9 protein-coding genes are annotated in these 21,253 nt (G+C 61.7%); 7 read left to right on the forward strand and 2 right to left on the reverse strand.

The features are described 5' to 3' along the window. The first annotated feature begins 466 nt into the window (after positions 1 to 466). The 3 genes from PAN31117_RS25355 to PAN31117_RS25365 all read left to right on the forward strand — a co-directional run bounded on the left by PAN31117_RS25355 (position 467) and on the right by PAN31117_RS25365 (position 3,334). Positions 467 to 1,477, forward strand: coding sequence for a helix-turn-helix domain-containing protein (locus PAN31117_RS25355; protein ID WP_150740630.1), 1,011 nt, complete (start codon positions 467 to 469; stop codon positions 1,475 to 1,477). Between the two features lie 33 nt (positions 1,478 to 1,510). Next, on the forward strand, positions 1,511 to 2,524 hold the full coding sequence (locus tag PAN31117_RS25360) for a helix-turn-helix domain-containing protein (RefSeq protein ID WP_174991119.1): 1,014 nt from the start codon (positions 1,511 to 1,513) through the stop codon (positions 2,522 to 2,524). Positions 2,525 to 2,779: 255 nt separating this feature from the next. After that, complete coding sequence (locus PAN31117_RS25365) at positions 2,780 to 3,334, forward strand: cytochrome b (RefSeq protein WP_150740632.1); 555 nt, start codon at positions 2,780 to 2,782, stop codon at positions 3,332 to 3,334. A 578-nt stretch (positions 3,335 to 3,912) separates the two neighbouring features. On the opposite strand, the gene PAN31117_RS25370 is transcribed toward PAN31117_RS25365, so the two are convergent. Next, a complete protein-coding gene (locus PAN31117_RS25370) occupies positions 3,913 to 5,178 on the reverse strand; it encodes a tyrosine-type recombinase/integrase (protein ID WP_150740633.1) in 1,266 nt (421 codons plus the stop codon). 450 nt (positions 5,179 to 5,628) lie between these two features. Between PAN31117_RS25370 and PAN31117_RS25375 the strand changes: the two genes are divergently transcribed. The 4 genes from PAN31117_RS25375 (at position 5,629) to PAN31117_RS25390 (ending at position 20,316) form a co-directional block, all read left to right on the forward strand. Next, positions 5,629 to 6,390, forward strand: coding sequence for an STN domain-containing protein (locus PAN31117_RS25375; RefSeq protein WP_150740634.1), 762 nt, complete (start codon positions 5,629 to 5,631; stop codon positions 6,388 to 6,390). A gap of 2 nt (positions 6,391 to 6,392) precedes the next feature. Next, a complete protein-coding gene (locus PAN31117_RS25380) occupies positions 6,393 to 6,926 on the forward strand; it encodes an RNA polymerase sigma factor (RefSeq protein WP_174991120.1) in 534 nt (177 codons plus the stop codon). Between the two features lie 22 nt (positions 6,927 to 6,948). Next, a complete protein-coding gene (locus PAN31117_RS25385; protein WP_174991121.1) occupies positions 6,949 to 7,950 on the forward strand; it encodes a FecR family protein in 1,002 nt (333 codons plus the stop codon). 156 nt (positions 7,951 to 8,106) lie between these two features. Continuing rightward, positions 8,107 to 20,316 (forward strand): filamentous hemagglutinin family protein, encoded by a 12,210-nt coding sequence (locus PAN31117_RS25390; RefSeq protein ID WP_174991122.1) that lies wholly within the window; start codon positions 8,107 to 8,109, stop codon positions 20,314 to 20,316. On the opposite strand, the gene PAN31117_RS25395 is transcribed toward PAN31117_RS25390, so the two are convergent. Next, positions 20,313 to 21,239 carry a LysR family transcriptional regulator gene (locus tag PAN31117_RS25395; protein ID WP_150740638.1) on the reverse strand — a complete coding sequence of 309 codons (927 nt, stop codon included), beginning with the start codon at positions 21,237 to 21,239 and terminating at the stop codon, positions 20,313 to 20,315. The genes PAN31117_RS25390 and PAN31117_RS25395 overlap by 4 nt on opposite strands. Positions 21,240 to 21,253 lie beyond the last annotated feature (14 nt).

Consider the following 21,253-nt stretch of genomic DNA (forward strand, 5'->3'; position numbering starts at 1 on the left):
GCCCCAGCTCGCGGAACTGGGGGGGGGCTCGGCCTGACCAAGTGCACTCACCATCGCGAAATGCCCAACGGATCGGGATGTTCGAGTAGTTCTCATGATGTGGGAATGGTGGGTGCCGTAGAATTGCATGTTCGATTGCATTCGAAATCGCCCTACACGGAGCATGTGCCTCGGTTCGATCCCTCCGGTCACGACCGCATCACATCTATCGCAGTGCAATAAACCCCTCTGCACTGCGATATCTCTTGATATTCGAGTGAAAATTCACACCGAAGCCCTCCAGGTCTTTCACGTGCGATATATCTGGCGGCACTGCTAAGAATTGTGAAGTCCTCGATAAGATGTCGCAAAGTTGCATCTCCTCGCTTTTCCTAGTGGTCAATGGCGCGCAGATATTGTTTCATCCTAGAAATAAAAATGCATTTTAAATGCATGAAAGCGGGGCGATGTTCTGCGGGAGAATTGGATGGAAGCGATTGAAGTGGTGTTTTCCCACGACAGCGTGGATGCACATGATCGGGGTGATTATTGGCGCGAGATGACGCGACCTGTCTTTGACATCGTCGCTTTAGACGGACTACGCGCCAATACGGCCGTCGGAGATCTGCGAAGTCGAGCGAACGGCGAGCTGTTTCTCGGCCGCACGACATTCTCATCACAGAAATTCACTCGATCACAGAGGAAGGTCCAAGTTTCTGGTTTGGACGGCTATATTCTCCAGTTTCTGACGAGTGGAGAGATGCGTGGGAACGTCGGCAAGGAGTATCTTCAACTCGGGCCTGGGGATATTTGGATTTTGGATCTTAGCCGCACCTGCGAGAATCAGGCGAGCTCAGGGGCACGGCTAACCATGATGATTGAGCGAGACCGTTTGGAAAAGCTCATGGGTCGGCCGGATCTTCATGGTCAGGTATTCAGGCGCCGCCAGCCGGTAACAAGAATCTTATTCGACTACATGGTTGAGCTATGGAGTGTCTCGCTTGACATCACTCCGGGGGCAGCATCGTTGTCGATCGATGTGGTTGGCAACCTGCTCAGAGGGGGGCAGTCAGACAGGTTGAGGTTGTCTCCGGAAGAGGAGCTCAATTTCCTTGAGACAATCCGAGGTCGAATTCTGCGGTTTGTTGACCAGCAACTGGAAGATCCAAACCTCAGTGTGGAAATGATTGCTGATCGTTTTTGTATCTCTAAGAGCAGTTTGTACCGCGCTATGGAAATGGATGGGGGAGTGGCAACGGTTGTTCGCGAGCGGAGGCTCGCGAAGGCATTTTCCCTGTTGGTGAGGGGCGACATGAAAATTGCACAAGTCGCATATGCGTGTGGGTTCTCAAATTCGCAGCAGTTTTTCAAGGCATTTCACCGCAAGTTTGGCTTTCCGCCGAGCGAAGCAAGATACGCCAACGCACGAAATATTATCGCTCCAAATCTCGGAGACCTTCTCTCACACTTCGAAAGGTCTGCCCCGCGGTCGTTATGAAGCCCCATGTCAATATCGAGAAAGATGATGTGCGTGCCAGATATCGTATTTTCGACCTCCCGCTTCCCTGAACATCTTCGCAATCACGTTTGGCGAGATGCAATTTCACCGCTTTTTGAATTCACACCGGTTGATGGGACTCAAGTTGAAGGGCGGCTCTGGCTCAGTCGTGTTGGCGAATTGCTAATTGGAAAGTCTACGCTTAGTGCTCAGAGGTATGAGCGCAGTCGCAGGCTCGTCTTGTCGAGTGGACTGGACCTGTACATCGTTAGCTTGTTTGTTTCCGGAGGACTCGTCGGGGATTGCGACGGTGTGTCCGTCAGCGTGCGTGCTGGCGATATCCTTGTCCTGGATCTCAGCCGTGTTGCGCGCATGCAAGTCGATCCAGGTTCGACTGCCACGATTTTTCTTCCGCGACAAAAGATTGACAAGGCGATCCCGGGACGCGACCTCCATGGCGCGGTGCTCGACGCGGCGATTCCGATTGTCCGTCTACTGGTCAGTTTGATAAATGGCATGGTGGACGAGGCCCCGGCGCTTGCAGGGGAGGCCGCGGCGGCAACCGAAGCCAGCTTGTTGGCACTCTTCGCTGATGCCGTGGCGAATCGTCCAAGTGTGAATCTTGAGTCGGATGACTCTGTAGTGAGTCGTGTGTTGCGGCGTGGAGTGCTTGACTACATCGATGCCAACCTAACCTCACCTGAGCTCAGGCCCGAATTAATAATCGAAAAGTTCCGTGTTTCCCGGGCTCATCTGTATCGCATTTTCGCATCTGACGGCGGGGTTGCCAGTGTCATCCGCGATAGGCGGCTGGACGTAGCGTACCGAGCCCTAGTACTAGGGGGCGGTTCGCTCGACCAATCCATTACGCGTGTGGCATATGAGCTCGCGTTCTCCGGAAGCAATCATTTCCTACGAGCTTTCCGGGCTCGCTTCGGGATAACGCCGAGTGAGGCGAGAGAATATGCTCCAAAATTCGACCTCGCTGGTGGCGGGATTGAAGGATTGCAATCTCATTTTATGAATTACTTGCAGCGAAAAGGTTGATGAAGGTTCGGAGGGGGATCGTGCCGATCTTGTGGGATGCATGATATTCGCGAGTTTTGAATATTCGCGGCCCGATTTTGAAATCCCGTTTCATTGGCGCGAATCTAGTTGCGCCAATCGAGTCCTCCGCGTGGCCAAAGCTAGAATCGGTGCGAAGGATCCCGTTCACGCAAAGAATGAATAACTAGAATGCGCGAAAGGAACGATTCACTCTGACAGACAACGATCCGTTGTTGAGAAGGAAGGCCACGCTTCATGGATGACAATCTGCAGTTTTCGCGAGCAACGCGCTATTCGTCACTCGCCGTGTTCTTTCATTGGGTGGTAGCAATGCTTGTCCTGCTTGCGTACGCGGCAATTCTGATTAATGGGGAGTTCCCTAAGGGATCCGTGCTGCGTGCTACTGCGATGGCACTCCATGAGTGGCTTGGCACTTTGGTGCTAATTTTCGCGGTGCCTCGCTTGATTTGGCGTCTCGTTAAGGGCGGGCTCCAACCGTTGCCGGGGCATAGTCGTTGTGTGCATGTTATGTCAGCGATGACGCACTTCTTGCTCTACGCATTCATTTTTGCGCAGCCGTTCCTAGGGTATCTTGCAATGAATGCCAGCGGGCATACGCTCAGCCTTTCCCTGTTGGGTATCAATCTGCCTGTCGTTGCAGGGTTTGACAGCGAGTGGGCCAAATCAATCAAGACTGTGCACGAGACGATAGGCAGCGCGTTTTACTGGGTCATTAGCTTGCATGCCATGGCTGCATTATGGCACCACTATTTCCTGCGAGATTCGACGTTACGACGCATGCTTCCGTGAGGGGGCAAGCGTTGTCATTCGACTATGCCCCTGCACGGTTGCAGATAGTTTCTGCGACAGTCTCAAATTTCTTCTGCGGGGATGCCTCCCGACCAGCATCCTTGCAGCCTTACTACTATTGCAGTCAGTTTTAGTCATGAGGGCCTGTGCAGGTTGATGCACATGAATCAATCGTCATCGCGCCCCGGACGTGTCGAGATGGTCGCCTACTTTTGAAAACGCGATATGGCGATCGAATGAGTGTTCTCGCGGGCGAGGGGGCTGAGGGGATTGTCATTGACGGGCGTCGTGGCTAGTCTGAAATCGGTCGGGCTTCGATCGCGTTCGGGGGGAGGAATCGAGGGCTGCCCTTCCTAGCCTAGTCAGGTGAGGGGAGATGCCGCTTCCGCGTGAGGCAGCATTTTTTTCGGAAACGACGTTGCCAGACTGGAGGTGGTATCGGGGTGAGTGCTAATGCCAGCGGGAAAGTTGCGGTGGCACAGAGTTCTTCAGCCTTTGCAAGAGATGGAGCCTCAAGGAATCTTCCACTTGGCAATACCGGTGAGTATTCGGTCGTGAGGCGCCTAATTGCTCGATGGTCACGCCGTGGGGAGTAGGTTGGCCTGCTCAAGCATCCATTGCTCAATCCGGTTGTGCCACATGCGAAGCATGTCAAGGGGGCGTCGTCGGTAGTGCTTTTCCGCTAATGCGCTTGGCTTGTGCCCCATGATTTGGGCGGACACGCCTGCAGGCATTTCGATCCATTCACACAGAGTCCCGAAGGATCGGCGCAACCCGTGCACGCTGATGTGTGGCAGGTTTGCTCGGTCTAGCGCTTTCATATGCGCTTTTCTCGGCTCGACAATTCTCCCTTCTTCAGCCGTGATGCTGCTGAAGACCCACTCATTAACGCGTGGTAGTTGCTTCAGCAACTCAGCCAGATAGGGCGTCAACGGGATAATTCGTCCCGTCTCTTCCACCTTGTCCGAAAGTGACAGGCTTCCCCATTGAAAGTCCACATCGCCCCAGCTTAACTGGGCCAACTCTTCGCGTCGCGCACCTGTAATAAGTAGTGCCTGAAGATACGCAGAAATGACGGGGTTCGGAATATTTCGGACTTCCGAAAACCATGGTTCCAATTGCTCCCGCTGCAAGCAGTCCTTCTTCATCTTTGGACGAGGAACCGACTCTTTCACCGCCCGAGCGGAGCATGCTCTTGCATGGGCGATGTTCGCGAACGCCGGTTGTTCATCACACCAGATCAGGAATGCTCTCAATTTTCTATAGGACTGTTCGGCCCCAGTCGGGCGATCCGCCGATTCGGCTGCGAGCCACTTGGACACTGTATCGGGGGTTAGCTCGGCAAGCCGAAGCTGCATCATCGGTGCAAGTGGGCCTGGTCTGGTAAGGCCCTTTCCGCGAATTTTGGTTTCTCCACCGGGCTGCGCGAGATTGATATGGTCTTGCAGATGACGTGTCCCCCAATTCGCCTTGCTGACGTTCAAGTATTCCGTCCAAGCCTGAGATACCGTGGCTCGCTCGCGCTTCACATGCAGCTCTGCCTCACGTGCCGCTACCAGAACTTCGCGTTTCTCTTCCCGAGGATCGCGCCCCTGATCTGTCAGAAGCCTAAGTCGCGTTGCCTCCGTTTGAGCCTTCGCGATCGTCCACGACCGGGTATCGCCGATCGTGATACGAATTGTCTTGCCGTTGAGTCTCCCTTCAAAGATGTAGGACTTGGCTCCGTGCAACGTCACACGTACGCCAAGTCCCGGCGTTTTCGCATCCCAATGGAGTGTCTGTTGTCTTCCTGGTACTGCGGCGAATTTTGCGACCCGCTCGCTGGTGAAGTTGACCTTGTTCATCGCTGCCTCGTGTAGGTGCCGTGTAGGCGCTGTGTAGGCAAATTCTAACCTTTTGGGTCACTCTCGATCAACATGGAGAAATTTTCAGGAAATAATTTTATTAATATAATCAATGTGTTGTTGATTATTTTGGGTGTGTGTCAACTTCGGTCAATTTAATGTTGTTCGGCCTTCTAAGCCGACGGTCGGGGGTTCGAATCCCTCTGGGCAGGCCAGCTAAACGACGACCTTGCGATATCGGTCAGGTCTCCAGTCTCACGTTCACCGCGTTTGCGACCCCGCGCCCTCCGCGACCGCCGAATCGCGAATGTCAAAAAAAATTCATGATCCGGTGCGACTATGCGAGCACCTGACATTGCCCGAAACGGGCGACGTCAGGGCATGCCGTCCTGATGTCCGGCATGAAGGCAACACGCGGACACCTGGCGCAACGCATCGAGGGAATGGGGAATGCTTCAGCGCACGAAACCCATCGACATGCGTTGGCAGTGGCTTTCCTTCGGCATTTTCCTGTGCGTGATCTGCGCATCCTTGCATGCGGGCAGCGGCGCGCCGTCGATACCGGCAGATACCGGCTCGACTGAGCGCGCGGCGGGCCCCGGGGACACCGGCAGTTCTCCCATGAATTTCGAGATTCCGGCGCAGCCGCTCGCCGATGCGCTGGATCGATACGCCGGTCTGACCCATCGACCGGTCGTCTATCCGGGGGATCTGGCGGCCGGGCGCATGGCGTCTGCGGTGCATGGCTGGTTGACTCCGGAAGCCGCGCTGCACATGTTGCTGCAAGGCTCGGGCGTGTCGGCGCGCAAGCTTCGCACGCCCGCCGGAGAGACTTTTGTATTGAGCGAGATTCCGGCTGTCGACGACGGTTCACCGCAAGGCTCCCCTTCGTTGCTGGCGAATCCGCAAGGTTTTCAGGCGCAAGTGCAGGCCGGGATTCTGTCGGCACTTTGTGCGGACCCGAACACGACGCCCGGCAACTACAGCGCCCTGTTCCAGTTTCGGTTGGACGCCGAGGGATATGTGCGCGATGTCCGGCTGCTCGATCCGACGGGCAGTCCCAGTCGCGATGCAGCGATCGTGTCGGTCCTCGCACAACTCCGGATGGCACCGCCATCCAGGCCTCTCGCAGGGAGAATACTTACCATGGCCGTGCTGCTTCAGGGGCCGAATGTCCGCGCGCAATGTCCTTCGGGGATGCGAGCAAACTAGCTATGGCCGAGAACGCGCCCCCGCTGCTGCTAGACTACCTGACCACTCGCTATCACAACCTCAAGCTGCGCTTGCGCAAGGTGCTGGGGGATGACGAGCTGGCCGACGATGCACTTCACGACACATGGCTGCGTCTGAAAAAGCAGGAGGACGAGGCGTCCGGCACGATCCAGAGTCCGGCGTCCTATCTCGTTCGGATGGCCGTCAACCTCGCTGTCGACGCGCGCCGCAAACATGGCCGTACAGTCTCCGGCAGCGAAATCGACGAATTGCTTGACGAGATCGCCGACGCGTCGCCCGGCCCGCTTCAGGTGACGGAGTCGCGCGCCGATCTGGCCTCGCTGATGGACGTGCTTAACCGCATGCCGGAGCGTCGTCGCCAGATCGTGGTGATGGTCCGCTGGAACGGGATGACGCAACGTGAGGCGGCGCAGGCGCTGGGCGTCTCGCTGCGAACTGTAGAGTCCGATCTGCAGCGAGCCAATGATTATTTGAATGCCTACATGAGCGCTCGGGAAAACGATGAGCGGTTTTGAGCGACGCCGTTCGTCTAAGGATATGAGCCAAATCGATGCCATGACCGGCCACCCCACCACCTCCAGCGAAGTCGAGCGCGAAGCCCTGATCTGGCTTCAGTTGCTGACCTCGGGCGAGCCGAAGGCGTGGGACGTCAAAGGGTTCAAGCGTTGGATCAGTCTGAATCCGGCGCATCGCACCACATTCAATGAGGTGCGCCGCCGCTGGGAGGGCATGCAACTGCCGGAAGGGGTCATGCTGACCCCGGCGAAACCGCAAAGCGTGCCGCCCAGGGGGGGCACCGCCAGCGCGTTCAACCCTCGCCGCCGCTACTGGCTCGGCTCGGCGGTGAGCCTGGCCGCCGTGGCCGGGGTGGCGAGTGTGTACCCGCCGCTTGGGTTGTGGCCTTCGCTGGCCACATGGGGCGCGGACGAGCGCACCGGCATCGGCGAGCAACGCACGCTGTCGCTCGCGCAGAACGCCAGCGTCACACTCAACACCCGCACCAGCATTCGCAGGCAGAAGGTCGGTGGTCAGACGGTCGGTTTCGACCTGATCTCGGGTGAAGCGGCAGTCGATCTCTCGACCTCGCCGCGGCCGTTCGTCGTGATGGCCGGGGTGGGGCGTAGCGCCGCGCAGACCGGCCGCTTCGAAGTCTGCAATCTGGATGATCGGGTGCGCGTCACATGCCTCGAAGGGACCGTGACCGTGGAGCATCCTGCGGGACGTCACACGTTGCTCGCCCGCCAGCAGACGGCTTACAACGCCAGCATGCTCAGCGTCGTCACGAACGTCGAACCGGCGCAGGTGAGCGCGTGGCGCAACGGCGAACTGGTCTTCAACCAGACGCGTCTGGCCGATGTGATTACAGAGATCAATCGTTACCGTCCGGGCAAGGTCGTGCTGATGAACGATCAGGCACGCCATCGCCCCGTCAATGGACGTTTTGCCATTGCGTCGCTCGATCTTGCGCTCGAACAACTCGAACATGCCTTTGGCCTGAACGCCCAGTCGCTGCCCGGGAAGGTCCTCATTCTGACCTGACGAAAAAATACTGCGGTATTTGCGATGTCTCTTCCGTCATAGGGCATCGCGCATGCCGACTTGATGCCCATCGAGGCTCAGGAGGTGAGCGCACGACGAACCCGGATTCGCGCACAGAACGCCGTCCGGGCGATACGACCTCACTTACGGGCAGGCATGGAAATGGGCATTGGCGAGCGCAGCGTCGGGCAGGGATCACAACGCGACAGCAGGGTGGTGCTTCGCAAGGTGCCTATCGCACAGGCAATTGCATTGACGCTGGCGACGATGGGCGCGGTCGGTGAAGTCCACGCGCAGCAAGCGTTCAGCAGCCAGTGGTTCGCCGCGCGGGGGGCAGCACAGGCAACGGCGTCGCAAACGGGGCGCTTGCCGAACGGCATGCCGGTCACATCGCTGATGGACCCGTCGGCGCAACAGCAACAGGCGAACGCGCAGTTGCAGCGCTCGATTGCGAATCTCGGCTCGGCGGCGCAGAATATTGCCGCCATGCAAGCCGCGCAAGCCAATGCGCGCACCGCCGCAGCCAACACCGCCGCCACGATTCCCGACGGTCTCACGGAAGGCGGCCTCAAGGTCGACACGAACAGCCTGACGCAGGGCTGGATCAACGCCAACGCGCCGACGCAATCGGCATCCAACGGCAAGACCAACGTCAACATCCAGCAGACGGCCGACAAGGCGATCCTGAACTGGGAGACCTTCAACGTCGGACGCAATACGTCGGTCAACTTCGCGCAACAAAGCGACTGGGCTGTGCTCAACCGCGTGAACGATCCGAACGCGCGTCCGAGCCAGATTCAGGGGACGATTCGCGGCGATGGCACCGTGATAATCCTGAACCGAAACGGCGTCATTTTCGGTGGCACGAGTCAGGTCGACACACGTAACCTCGTCGTCGCTGCGACGAAGATGTCCGACGCGCAATTCCGCACGGGCGGCCTCTACGGGGCCAGCGGTACGACACCGAGCTTCACCGACGCCCTCGGCAAAGTCGAAGTGCAGGCCGGTGCAAACATCACGGCACGTACGCCGACATCCGTCACGCAGGGCGGTGGCTATGTGTTGATGCTCGGCAAGGAAGTCAGCAATGCGGGCACCATCGTCGCGCCGCAAGGGCAGGTGGCGATGTCCGCTGGCGATAGCTTCGTCATTCGCAAGGGGTACGGGACCGACGCGAATCTCCCGTCGACTACGCGCGGTAACGAAATCTCGCCGCAGTTCGTCGCACAAAGCACGGCGGGCAAGGTCGTCAATACCGGCTTGCTGATGACGCCGGAGGGCGACATCACGATGGCAGGACGCGATGTCCGCCAACTTGGCGTGGCGGTATCGACGACCTCCGTCAACACGCGCGGCACGATCCACCTGCTGAACTCGGCGAGCGACGCATCGGGGAGCGTGACGCTCGGCAGCGGCGCACTCACCTCGGTGCTGCTCAGCGACAACGGCGCAATGGCACTCGATAGCCAGCGCACGGCGATGATTCAGGATTCGGCTGCGCAGGATTCGCTCCGCAACAAGAGCGTCACCGGTATTTTCGACAACCTGTCCACGCTTTCGGATCGTCGCGATCAGTCGCGCGTGGAAATCGTGACCGGTGGCAACGTCGAGTTTCAGGGCGACTCTCTGACGCTGGCCACGGGCGGTCAGATCGCTGTAAGCGCGGCGCGCCGCAGTTTCGTGGCGAACGGTGCGCAACTCGACGTGTCGGGCGCGGTAGGCGTGTCGCTGTCGATGGACAGCAACAACGTCAAGCTCAACGTGCAGGGCAACGAGCAGCGCGACGCCCCCGGCAACCGCGACAACCTCGCGCTGAACAACGCTAACGTCTACATCGACCGTCGCCGTCTGGTGTATGTGCCTGCGGCTGTCGGCGGCTATGCCAACGAGCGCTGGTACACACCGGGTGGCTTGCTCGAAGTCGGCGGCTATCTCTCGAATCAGGCGCACGGCATCGGCGAGTGGGCCGCACAGGGCGGCACCGTCACGCTGGGGGGGGCGGAGGTCGTGACGCAAACAGGCGCGACGATCAACCTCTCCGGCGGCTCGCTGAACGTGCAGACCGGCTATCTGAATCAGTCGTGGCTCAAGGGCGTCGACGGTCAGCTCTACAACGTCAACACGGCGCCGTCGAACGTGCTGTACACCGGCGTGTACAACGGCTTCGAAGTCGATCACCCGCGCTGGGGCAAGAGCACAACGGAAGCGTACGCCAGCCCGTTGATCGCGCCGACGAAGGTGTTGCAGAACGGCTATTCAGTAGGACGCGACGCCGGTCGCCTGAACATTTCCGCGCCGACGGCGGTGCTCGAAGGCGACGTGATTGCCAACGTGTATACCGGCCCGGTGCAGACGCAGGTGCGTGCGACCGGTCTGACCGACGGCTACGCGCTGAGCCAGTTCGCCGTCGCGCGTGCGGGTTCGCTGGTGCTCGGCCAGTACACGGGTGTGGGACGCACCGGCGCGTTCGCCAGCGATGTTCAGATCGGCGCGCTGCCCGACATCACGTCCGCGATGCAGGCGGCCGATGCGCTCGATGCATCGCGCGTCAATACGGTGTGGCTCGATGCGTCACGTATGACGCGGACGCGATTCGGCGAAATCGATCTCGCGACAAGTGGCAGCATCGCTGTCAATTCGGATCTTCAACTGGACAACGGCGGCCGCTTCACGCTGACGGCACCTGCCATCGATCTGAAGGGCAACATCACGGTGCCGGGCGGTATCGTCAGCGTGTCCAACATGCTGTGGCGCGCAGGCGATGCGTTCGCCACGGCGATTACGCCTGCAAAGGGCAGCGCGCACATCACGCTCGCGCCCGGATTCGGTGTGAGTACGCGCGGCGTCTGGGTGAACGCCGCGCTCGACCCGAACACCACACCGCTCGTGGCGTTCATCAACGGCGGTAACGTCACCTTCGACACGACAGGTGATCTCACGATTGCCGGCGGTAGCCTGATCGACGTGTCCTCCGGCGGCGCGGTGCTCGCAGGAGGCAAAACGAAAGGCGGCACGGGGGGCAATGTCACGCTGATCGCCGGTGATCCGGTTTCGGGATCGAGCGTCGGCACGCTGGTCTTCGACGGTAACGTGCAGGCGTATGGGGCGAACGGTGGTGGCAAGCTCACGGTCTCGACGCCGGACAGTATCCTCATCGGCAACAATGCAGGCATCGCCGGGGGAACGCTGGCCGCCGGAACGCCCGCTGCGGTCGCCGTGAAGCTCGCGCAGACGCTTACTGTCGCCGCTGGTACACCGTTGCCAATGCAATACATCCAGACACTCACCACAGTGGTCTTCGATGCACCGTTGCAGGCCGACGTCTACATGAGCGCTCCGCCTGATGGCGCAACGCTTGCCGACTGGGTCGTTCCCCAGGGCATGCTCATGCAGTCGAAGCAGGCCGACGGTCAGACGAACTATTACTTCTCCGGGCAGACGGTCCCGATGGGGACGGTGATTACCGGATGGGGCGGGACCGGCGTGATCCCGAAGGGAACGGTCATCCCTTCGGGCGTCTTCCCCAACGGGATTCCGGTGCTGCCTTACCGCTACGTCTACGCGGCGGGGGCCGTGCTCACGACGCCGATGACCTATCCCGTCGGCGCAATCATTCCGGCTGGCACAACGCTCGGGCAGACCGTCGCGGTCTCAAGTGTGCCGATGTTCAACGCGGGTAACTCGGGAAGTGGCGGTTCGCTATTCGCCTCAGGCTTTACCAGTTACGACATCAACGGCGGGCAAGGGGTGCGCGTAGATAACGGCGTAGCACTTGCGCCGGTGATGCCCGTCTACCGCTTCACGGCCGACAGCCTGACGACAGCGACCGGCAGCGCCCCCTCCAAGGCGATGACGCTTTGGACGCCGCCGCTGTTTGCCGAGTCTGCCCAGACCGACGCAATCACGCAACGGGCGGGCGCGAGTATGACGCTACGCTCGCAACGCAAGGACGATCAGGGCAATCCGACCGGCGGGGTTGTCGCTGTCGCGCCGGGGGCGTCGATCACGGTCGATCCGGGGCAGAGCATCACGCTCGAAGGGCCGGGACAGATGACGATCGATGGCACGCTGAGTGCGCGCGCAGGCAAGATTAACCTGATCAGCGACGCCGACGGCAGCGCCGCGACACTGGTCAATTTCGACGCTGCGGGCAAGATCCTCGGCAATTCGCTGTGGCTCGGCACGAATGCCAGGCTCGATGTCTCGGGGCTGGGCTATTCGGCGGTCGATACCAACGGCCGCACCTACGGCACGATCTTCGACGGTGGGGCTATCAGCGTGAGCGGTGCGACTTCGTTCGTTGTGATTCGCCCGGGCGCAGAACTTAACGCCGACGGCGCGAACCTGGCTGTCGATACCGCGACGGTGCCGGGCCAGCCGACGAATGCCATCGGTCGCATGACCCGTGTGTCTAACGGCGGTGCCATTGCACTGAGTTCTGGCGCGGGCCTGCAACTCGACGGCAACCTGCATGCGTTCTCTGGCGGTGCCGGGGCTTCCGGCGGCGACTTGTCGGTGTCGATGATTACGCCTCAGTACCCGACGTTGACGGTGGGGGCACCCGCCAGCGTACTCGTCCCAAGCACGCTCATCGTCACGCAATCGCGCACGGCTGCCGCCGATCTCTCGGGGCCGGGGGCACCGGTGGCTGCACTATCGCTCGGCTCGGGGACCGTGAGTGCCGACATGGTGCGCGACGGCGGTTTCAGTTCGCTCTCGCTCACGTCCACCGACTTCATGCAGTTCAAAGGCGATGTGTCGCTCGCGCTCGACAAGAGCGTCAAGCTCAATGCAGGGGCCTACACCTCCGGGACGCCGTTGATCCCGAACAGCGATCCGAAGGCAAGTGCACCCGACAACAAGGTTCGCATTGCCGCCCCTTATGTGTTGTTCAGTGCGAACCCGCTCTCGCAGCCGGACGGCATGGCCAGCGGCACCATCGGCAATCCGAGCGCCTCGGGGCGGCCGACGACGGCCACGTTCGAGATCGATGCCAATCTCATCGACGTGAAAGGCCCAACGGTGTTCGGCACCAGTCGTTCCTACTACGACTCGGTGAACTACGTGTGGGTCGACATTTCGTCGCCGGGCTTCCGTAACGTCAAGTTCGTCAGCCAAGGTGACATCCGGTTCCTGCCGACGCCTTCGCTCCAACGGGGCACGACGCTCATCAGTTCGTGGGACATGGAGCTCGACGGCGCGCAGATTTATCCGACGACGGGGGCCGTGGCGAACGTCGTCGCGGGCCAGCAGCGCATCACCGACTATGCCGGGACGCTCACGCTCGGCCGCACCACGGCAGCCGTGCCCGATGCACCGTTGTCCGTGCAGGGCACGCTGTTTCTGGCCGCGCCGACGGTCCGACAGGGCGGCGTGCTGCGCGCACCGTTCGGCAGGATTCTGATCGGACCGCCGACCGCGGCGGTCGGTAGCGACCTCATGGTGAAGGACATCGCGTTTCTGCCCGGCAGTGTCACGTCGGTATCGATGAACGGCCTGACCGTGCCGTACGGCGGCACGGTTGACGGCGTCACCTACAACTACAACGGCACCCCGGTCACGGCGCTCACTGGCAGCGGCATCGGATACACCGCCGGCTCCGGCATTTCGCTCGAAAGCCTGACGATGCGTGTCGACAACGGCGCTGTGCTTGACCTGTCGGGCGGTGGCACGCTGGCGGGCGCAGGTTTCGTGTCGGGGCGCGGTGGTTCCGTCAACGTGCTGAACACCCCACTCGTCAATGCGAACCCGACGATGAAGCTGAGCCGGGCGACCGACAAGGTCTACGCCATCGTGCCTGGGTACAGCTCGGCGTACGCGCCGGTTGGGGCGGAGAACGGTGCGGGCGATCCGGTCGTGGGGCAGCGCATCACCATCGGCGACGGCGTGCCGGGGCTGTCTGCAGGCACTTACACGTTGCTGCCGTCGAACTACGCGTTGCTGCCGGGGGCTTATCGCGTCGAAATCGGCGGCACGGGACAGAACCTGCCGACCACTGCCACGGCGGCGGGCAACGGCACCTATCTGACTTCGGGATACACCAGCATTGCGAACACGTCGTCGCGCAGTCAGTTGCCGTCGACATTGCTCGTGACACCCGGCACTGCCGTGCGCAAGTACTCGCAGTACAACGAGCAGGACTACAGCACCTTCTTCACGAATCAGGTGCAGCAGTTCGGTGGCCTGATGCCGATGTTGCCGCGCGACGGCAAGGGCCTTCAGTTCATGTTCGACGTACCCTACGCGCCGGACCCGATGCCCACGACGACCGTGCTGAAGTTCGACGGCAAGGCTTTGTTCCAGCCTGCGGCGGGCGGCATGTCGGGGCAGGTCGCGGTGCTCAACATCGGCGAAATTACGAACGGCGATCCGACGCCGGGATTTAACGGCTTGTCGGTGGCCGCGAGCGATCTGAATGCCATCGGCGCGCCACGCCTGAGCATCAACGGCACGTCGAGCCCGCGTGACGGGACGTTCTACTTCGAAACCAGTGCCCGTGCCGGTGATCTGTACATCCGCGACGGCGTCACGCTGAGTGCCGGGGAGATCTACCTCGTCGGCAACAATCTGAACCTCGGCAACGACGTGACGCTGACCACTGTGGGCCGTGGGCCCGCCGTGCTGGACACGCCGTCGACGGGCATGAAATTCACACCGGGGACTTCGACCGTACTCGCGCTTTCTAACGGCGATATCCAGTTCCTCGGGTCGGCGCGCAGCAGCGGGTCGATCAATATCGGTGCACGCTCGGGCCTCTTCTCGGAGGGCACGCTGGCGCTCGCCACCAACGGGGCGTCGAGCATCGACAACAGTGCCCATTTCGGCGCTCGTTATATCGCACTTGCAGTCGGCACACTGAACGTCGGCGATGCAGCGCAGCTCTCGGCCATCGGCAACCCTGCCGGCGTGACGTTCAATCAGTCGCTGCTCAACACATTGTTGCAAGGCGATCCGACGCGCGGCGCACCGGCGTTGCAACGTCTCACGTTGAGTACGGCGAACGCTATCAACGTGTTTGGCAGCAATGGACTCGACACACGCGGCACCGGTGTCGACCTCGTACTGAACGCGTCGGCGATTTTCGGGGCGGGCACGTCTGGCGATCAGTCCGTCATTGCGGCAGACCGGATTATCTGGAACGGCGTCCAAGGCGCGAGCCTACCGGCCGTGACTGCCGGTGGTGCCGGAACGGGCCTCGGCTCGCTTCGACTCGTCGCCCGTGAGATCGATCTCGGTCAGACCACGACGCTCGACACGACCAATCCGAGTCGCACGATCTACGGCTTCAACGACGTCAATCTCGCTGCAAGCGACCGAATCGTGTCGGCAGGACGCGGTTCGCTGTACGTGTATCAGGCACCGAGCATGCAGGCGGGCGACGTGTTTGGGCAAAGCGGCACCGGCGGCAACCTGACGCTCGCCACACCGCTGCTGACCGGCTCGGCGAAGTCGATCATGAACTACACGGCGGGTGGCACGCTGCGTCTGGTCGCGCCCGCAGGCGTGGCACCGAGTAACGCTACGACGAGCGTCGCGGGCGCGGAGATCGCTCTGAGCGGCGGCAACGTGAACATCGGCAGCACCGTGTTGTTGCCCAGCGGCAAGTTCGTGGTGAAGGCCGCGAACGACATCGTGCTCGACGGCGCGAGCCGCATCGATCTGAGCGGTCAGCCGACCGTGATTCAGAACGCTACGGCGTATGGCTTCGGCGGTAACGCCACCTTCAACAGTGCACAAGGCAGCTTCCGGCAACTGGCTGGCTCAGTGATCGATGTCACGGCGCAGAAGGCCGGTGCGGGCGCAATCTCGATCGATGCATCGGGGGGCACCGTCGCATTAGAAGGCAGTGTGCGCGGTGCAGCGAACGACGGCTACACGAGCGGTGCCTTCGGCGCGTCGGCAGGCACGTTCGCGGACTTCGCCGGGCTGAATGCGAAGCTGACGCAGGGCGGGTTCTTCGACACGCGCAGCTTCGATCAGAAGCAGGGTGATCTGCTGGTCGGCAACGGGGTGAAGGCGCACAACGTGAGCATCGCCACCGACGCGGGCGCGCTCACCGTCAACGGCACCATCGATGCATCGGGTGCTGCACCCGGCACCATCCGTCTCTCGGCGGGCAACGGTTTGACGCTCGGCGGCAGCGCAGTGCTCGACGCGCATGGCACGAAGCTTCAGGTCGACAGCTATGGTGCATCCATCGAAGCGAAGAATCGCGGACACATCGAACTGACGGCCGCTGGCGGCACGCTGACCTTGTCGCCGGGGGCATCTCTCGACGTGAGCACGCCGGGAGGAACGCACTTCGGGGATGTCATCCTCAACGCCATGCGCACGGCGGAAACGGCGGGCGATGTGGCCATCAATGCCGCCGGACCCCTCACGATTCGCGGCGCGGACAGCATTGCACTCAATGGTGTCTGGACGTACACGTTGCCATCCGGCAGCGTGATCACGCAGAGCACGCTCGACGGTTACGACACAGCTAACACGGCGTTCATGAACAGCGCCGCTGCCAATGGGGCGCTGTCTGCGCGCACCGCAGGCCTTGCGGCGTATGGCAATGTCTATCACCTGCGTCCGGCTGTGCAGATTGCATCGATCGGCGATCTCTCGACATCCGGCGATATCGATCTCGCGAAATATCGCTACGGCGCTGGGGCCGACCGCAACCCGTCGTCGGCGACTTACGGCGCAGGCGAACCGTTGGCGCTGGTGCTTCGCGCTGGCGGCAATCTCAAGATCGACGGCAGTATCTCCGACGGATTCACTGGCACGGTCGCGGGTGCGCCAACGTTCTCTTCCCTGACGCCGACGACGTTCTCGACCGACACGGCTCACTTTGCCAAGCAAGGCACAGTCCTTTGGAGGATGCTGCCAAACAACGTGATGCAAGTAGGCGACCCCTCTGGCTGGGTGGTGCCGACGCTCAATACGGGAGGTGTCTTGCCTGCGCCTTTCCGGCCGATGGCGGAAGACGGTACGACTTATGCGACAGGGGCCGTCATTCCTTTCGGCACGAAACTGACCCGGGTGTATGTGCCCGTGGGGGCCGAAGCATCGACTGCACGCGCTCTGAGACTTCAAACGGACCCGGGCACCCCAGCCGCAGCGGCGACATCGGCACGCGCGAGCCTGCTCGCGGCGGGAAGCCGCTCGGCGTCGCTGCGGCTCGTCGCAGGGGCTGACCTGTCAGCAGCCGATCAGCGCGGGTTGCAGAGCGTAGCGGCACTGGCAGGAAGCGGCAATCTCACGTTGAGCGACAGTGCGTACGATGCGTCGCAAACCGGCACGTTCTTCAGCGTGCTGCGCACCGGTACCGGCGGTCTCGATCTTATCGCCGGAGGCAGCTTCAATGAAGCCACACCTTACGGCGTCTACACGGCGGGCACACAGTCCGCACCTATCCTGAGCGCCGACGGACACAACCCGTACAACCTCGCCGGTGCGGCCACCGGCAACGTGCTGCAAGCGTGGTATCCGGAGCATGGCGGCGACGTGTTGGTCAAGGCGCAGCAAGACGTGAGCGGCAACCTGCAACTCACGAACAATCCGCTGCGATACGTCGACAGCAATCTGGTCTCGAACTGGCTGTACCGTCAGGGTGGCGGCGGTGCGACGAACGACCCGACCGCATGGTCCGTCAACTTCGGCGCACTGGCGAAGACAGACGCCAATGCCACGGACATGCAACTGATCGGTTTCCAGGGGATCGGCACGCTCGGCGGGGGCAACCTGACGGTGATCGCCGGGCGCGACGCCGGTGTGATGTCGCCGGTCAATGGGCAGACCTCGACGGGGCTCGATCTCGCGGTGGCGTCGACCGGCCGGGTGCGCGCCGACGGCACGTTGGTGCAAACGGGCGGCGGCGATATCACGCTGAAGGTCGGCGGTATGCTCAACGGAGCCAGCGTCACGAGCGTCAACAATTTCCCCAAAGACTACTTCGGCTCCGTCACAGCACTGCGCGGTAACACGACGCTCGACGCCGGTTCCATCGGCGCGATTGCACTGCCGATCGGTTACGTCGGCGGGACGCTCGATCCGCGCGCCTACGATCCCAATGCCATCAAGGGCACCAGTCGCACGGCAGGCCCCACGCTGATCTCGGGTGACGGCGTAGTCAATGTGAGCGCGCGCGGCGATCTGGTCATCGCTGGCGCAGGCGATGCGGGCATAGGGTTCTTTGCGGACTCGGCGGGTGGCTATTACACGAACGCGTCGGGATCGATCACGAAGAGCGGCTTCAGCAAGTTCACCCTCTGGACACCTACGTCAGGCATCAACCTGATGTCGGTGGGCGGCGACGTCGCACCGTTGTCCGGCGGCGCGAACTCCGGCGACAAAGTGAACACGACGGGGTTCTACCCGGGAAGCCTGAGCGTCGCGGCGCTCAATGGCGATGTCCGCTTCGGCGAAGGTCAGACGCTTGAGTTGATGCCTTCGCCGAGCGGTCAGCTTCAGGTGCTGGCGGCGGGATCGATCTATGGTGGCCAGTCCATCCTCGCGATGTCGGGGGCCGATATGGCGAGCGTGGCGACACCGTTCCACCCGTTGTTCGCCTCGACGCAGGGTTTCAATCCGACGACGGTGACGAACGCCCCGAGCAACTCCACGTCACGGATCAACAGCCTCAGCCCGATTGCCTTCGGCGAGGACAACGCCTCGGGCAATCTGCACGCGCAAGACGCGGCACCGGCCCAGATATACGCCGGTGTCGACATCGACGATCTCCAGGTTGGCAATTCGCCATACGTCACCTTTACCTCGTCGAGCCAGTTCACGCCGACGCATTCGACGTGGTACGTCGCCGCCAAGCCAGTCGAGATGATCGCGGGGCGCGATATCGTCGGAACGGGCACGTTGCCGAGCACCTTCCTGAATCAGACGGACCGCGACATCTCGCTGATCAAGGCCGGGCGAGACATCATCTATCAATCGGCGAACGTCGTCGGCCCGGGGCTACTTCAGTTGCAGGCCGGACGCAACGTGTATCAGGGCTATTACGGTCAGTTGCAGAGCGTGGGCGACGTCACCCACTCGGCGAACACGAATGGTGGTGCGGGGATCTCGGTACTCGGGGGGGTAGGCGCGAGCGGCCCGGACTACAGAGACTTCGCCCAACGTTACTTCGATCCGGCCAATCAGCTTGCGAGCGGTGCGGTGCTCGCCGACAGCGGTAAGGTCGCACATGCCTACGGCGATGAACTGGTGAGTTGGCTCAAGAGCCGCTTCGGTTACGACGGTAAGCCCGCCGACGCGTTGGCGTACTTCCTCGCGCTGCCGTCGGCGCAACAAGGTGTGTTCGTGCGTCAGGTCTACTTCAAGGAGCTATTGCTGGCAGGACGTGAGTACAACGACGAGAGCAGTTCGCGCTACGGCAGCTACCTGCGCGGACGCAACGCCATCGCCACGCTGTTCCCGACGACCGATACGCAAGGCAAATCGGTGACCTACGACGGCGCGATTACGCTGTTCAGCAGCGTGACCGGAACCACGACGGTCAATGGCAAGCCGGTGCCGGTCACGACCGACGCCAACGTGCGCACCAATTTTGGCGGCAACATTCAGATGCTGAACCCGGGCGGACGGACGCTTGTCGGTGTGGAAGGGGTGACGCCGGGGGCGACGGCGGGTGTCGTGACGCAGGGCGAGGGCGACATTCAGCTTTACAGCCGCGACAGCATCTTGCTCGGTCTCTCGCGCGTAATGACGACCTTCGGCGGCAGCATTCAGGCGTGGTCGGCACAGGGCGACATCAACGCGGGTCGCGGTGCGAAGACCACCGTGCTCTACACGCCGCCGAAGCGCGTGTACGACGCCAACGGCAACGTGACTCTCTCGCCGTCGGTGCCATCGAGCGGCGCGGGGATTGCCACGCTGGCCCCGCTGCCGGAAGTGCCGTCGGGTGACGTCGATCTGGTCGCGCCGCTGGGCACGATCGATGCAGGCGAGGCTGGGGTGCGGGTGTCGGGTAACGTCAACTTCGCCGCGCTGGCGGTGGTGAATGCGGCGAACGTTCAGGTGCAGGGTAAGTCGACGGGGCTGCCGGTCATTGCCGCAGTCAACGTGGGGGCGCTGACGAATGCGAGCGCGACCGCAGCGCAGGCGTCGTCTGCAGCACAGGACGCGATGGCGCGTGAACGTGTGGCACAGCGACAGAACACGCCGTCGATCTTCACCGTGCGCATGCTTGGGGGCGAGCCGTCAGGCGGCACGTTTGCCCCTTCGACGTCCGTGCATCCGGGCGGTGCCACTTACGACTCCGCGAGTGCCGTCCAACTGATCGGCGTGGGGACGGACTACGACGCGAAGCAAGTCGCACGACTGAGCGATACGCAACGGCAAAGTCTCTCGCGCGCTCGCTAGGCCCTCGCACTCGAAGCCGTAGCCGCCTCACTCAGCTTCTCTCGCAACCACACCATGCCCGGATCGTTGTGGTTGCGCGGATGCCATGCCGCGCTTAGCGAGAAGCCGGGGAGGGGAAACGGGAGGGCGAAGGCGTCCAGACGGTCGGCGTATCGAGACACCAGTTGCGCGGGCATCGTGCAGACGTAGTCGCTGTGGCACAGCAAGTCCGGCACCACCGTGAACGCTTGAACCGAGACTGCGACATCGCGTGAGCGTCCGAGTGACTGGAGGTGTTCGTCCACGAAGCCCGTGAAGCTGCCGCCGCTCGTCGAGACGAGCACGTGCCGCAGCGCGCAGTAAGCACTCAGTGTGAGCTTGCGGGTGCCACGAGGATGCGCCTTGCGCTGTGCCATCACGAAAGTCTCATCCACGAGCTTGCGTGCGCGCATCGTGGGCGGCACCATGCGCTCGGAGCCAATCAGCAGATCGACTTCGCCGGATTCGAGTTGCGCCGCGATGTCCGTTGCACGTGCGTGGACGAAAGCAATCTGCACCCCTTTTCCCGTTACGGAGGGCAGTGCCTCCAGCAACGCCATGCCGATCGTCGACGTCGCGTTATCGCTTGCCGCGATGACGAAGCGGCGCGCATCGGACATCGGATCGAACGTCGGCGACTGATGCACGACCGTCGCCAGGTCGCTTAACGCTGCGCGCAACGGCGTGAGCAGCGTCAGTGCACGGGCTGTGGCAATCATGCCGCGCCCGGTGTCGGCCGGGATCAAGAGTGGATCGCCGAACAGGCGTCGCAATCGCGCCAACTGCGCCGACACGGCAGGCTGCGACAGCCCAAGTCGCTCGGCGGCATGCGTCACATTCCGGTCCGCGAGCAGCGCGTCCAGCGTCACTAGTAGATTTAGGTCCACACCCTTGAAATCGACCACGGTTATGTCTCGTA

It is taken from the genome of Pandoraea anapnoica (assembly GCF_902459765.1).
GTDB classification, from domain to species: Bacteria; Pseudomonadota; Gammaproteobacteria; order Burkholderiales; family Burkholderiaceae; genus Pandoraea; species Pandoraea anapnoica.

What these genes read in the sequence shown, in the direction of transcription:
- PAN31117_RS25385 (WP_174991121.1), top strand. Translation starts at nt 6,949, where the DNA reads ATGAGCCAAATCGATGCCATGACCGGCCACCCCACCACCTCCAGCGAA.
- PAN31117_RS25355 (WP_150740630.1), top strand. Translation starts at nt 467, where the DNA reads ATGGAAGCGATTGAAGTGGTGTTTTCCCACGACAGCGTGGATGCACAT.
- PAN31117_RS25380 (WP_174991120.1), top strand. Translation starts at nt 6,393, where the DNA reads ATGGCCGAGAACGCGCCCCCGCTGCTGCTAGACTACCTGACCACTCGC.
- PAN31117_RS25375 (WP_150740634.1), top strand. Translation starts at nt 5,629, where the DNA reads ATGCTTCAGCGCACGAAACCCATCGACATGCGTTGGCAGTGGCTTTCC.
- PAN31117_RS25365 (WP_150740632.1), top strand. Translation starts at nt 2,780, where the DNA reads ATGGATGACAATCTGCAGTTTTCGCGAGCAACGCGCTATTCGTCACTC.
- PAN31117_RS25390 (WP_174991122.1), top strand. Translation starts at nt 8,107, where the DNA reads ATGGAAATGGGCATTGGCGAGCGCAGCGTCGGGCAGGGATCACAACGC.
- PAN31117_RS25370 (WP_150740633.1), bottom strand. Translation starts at nt 5,178, where the DNA reads ATGAACAAGGTCAACTTCACCAGCGAGCGGGTCGCAAAATTCGCCGCA.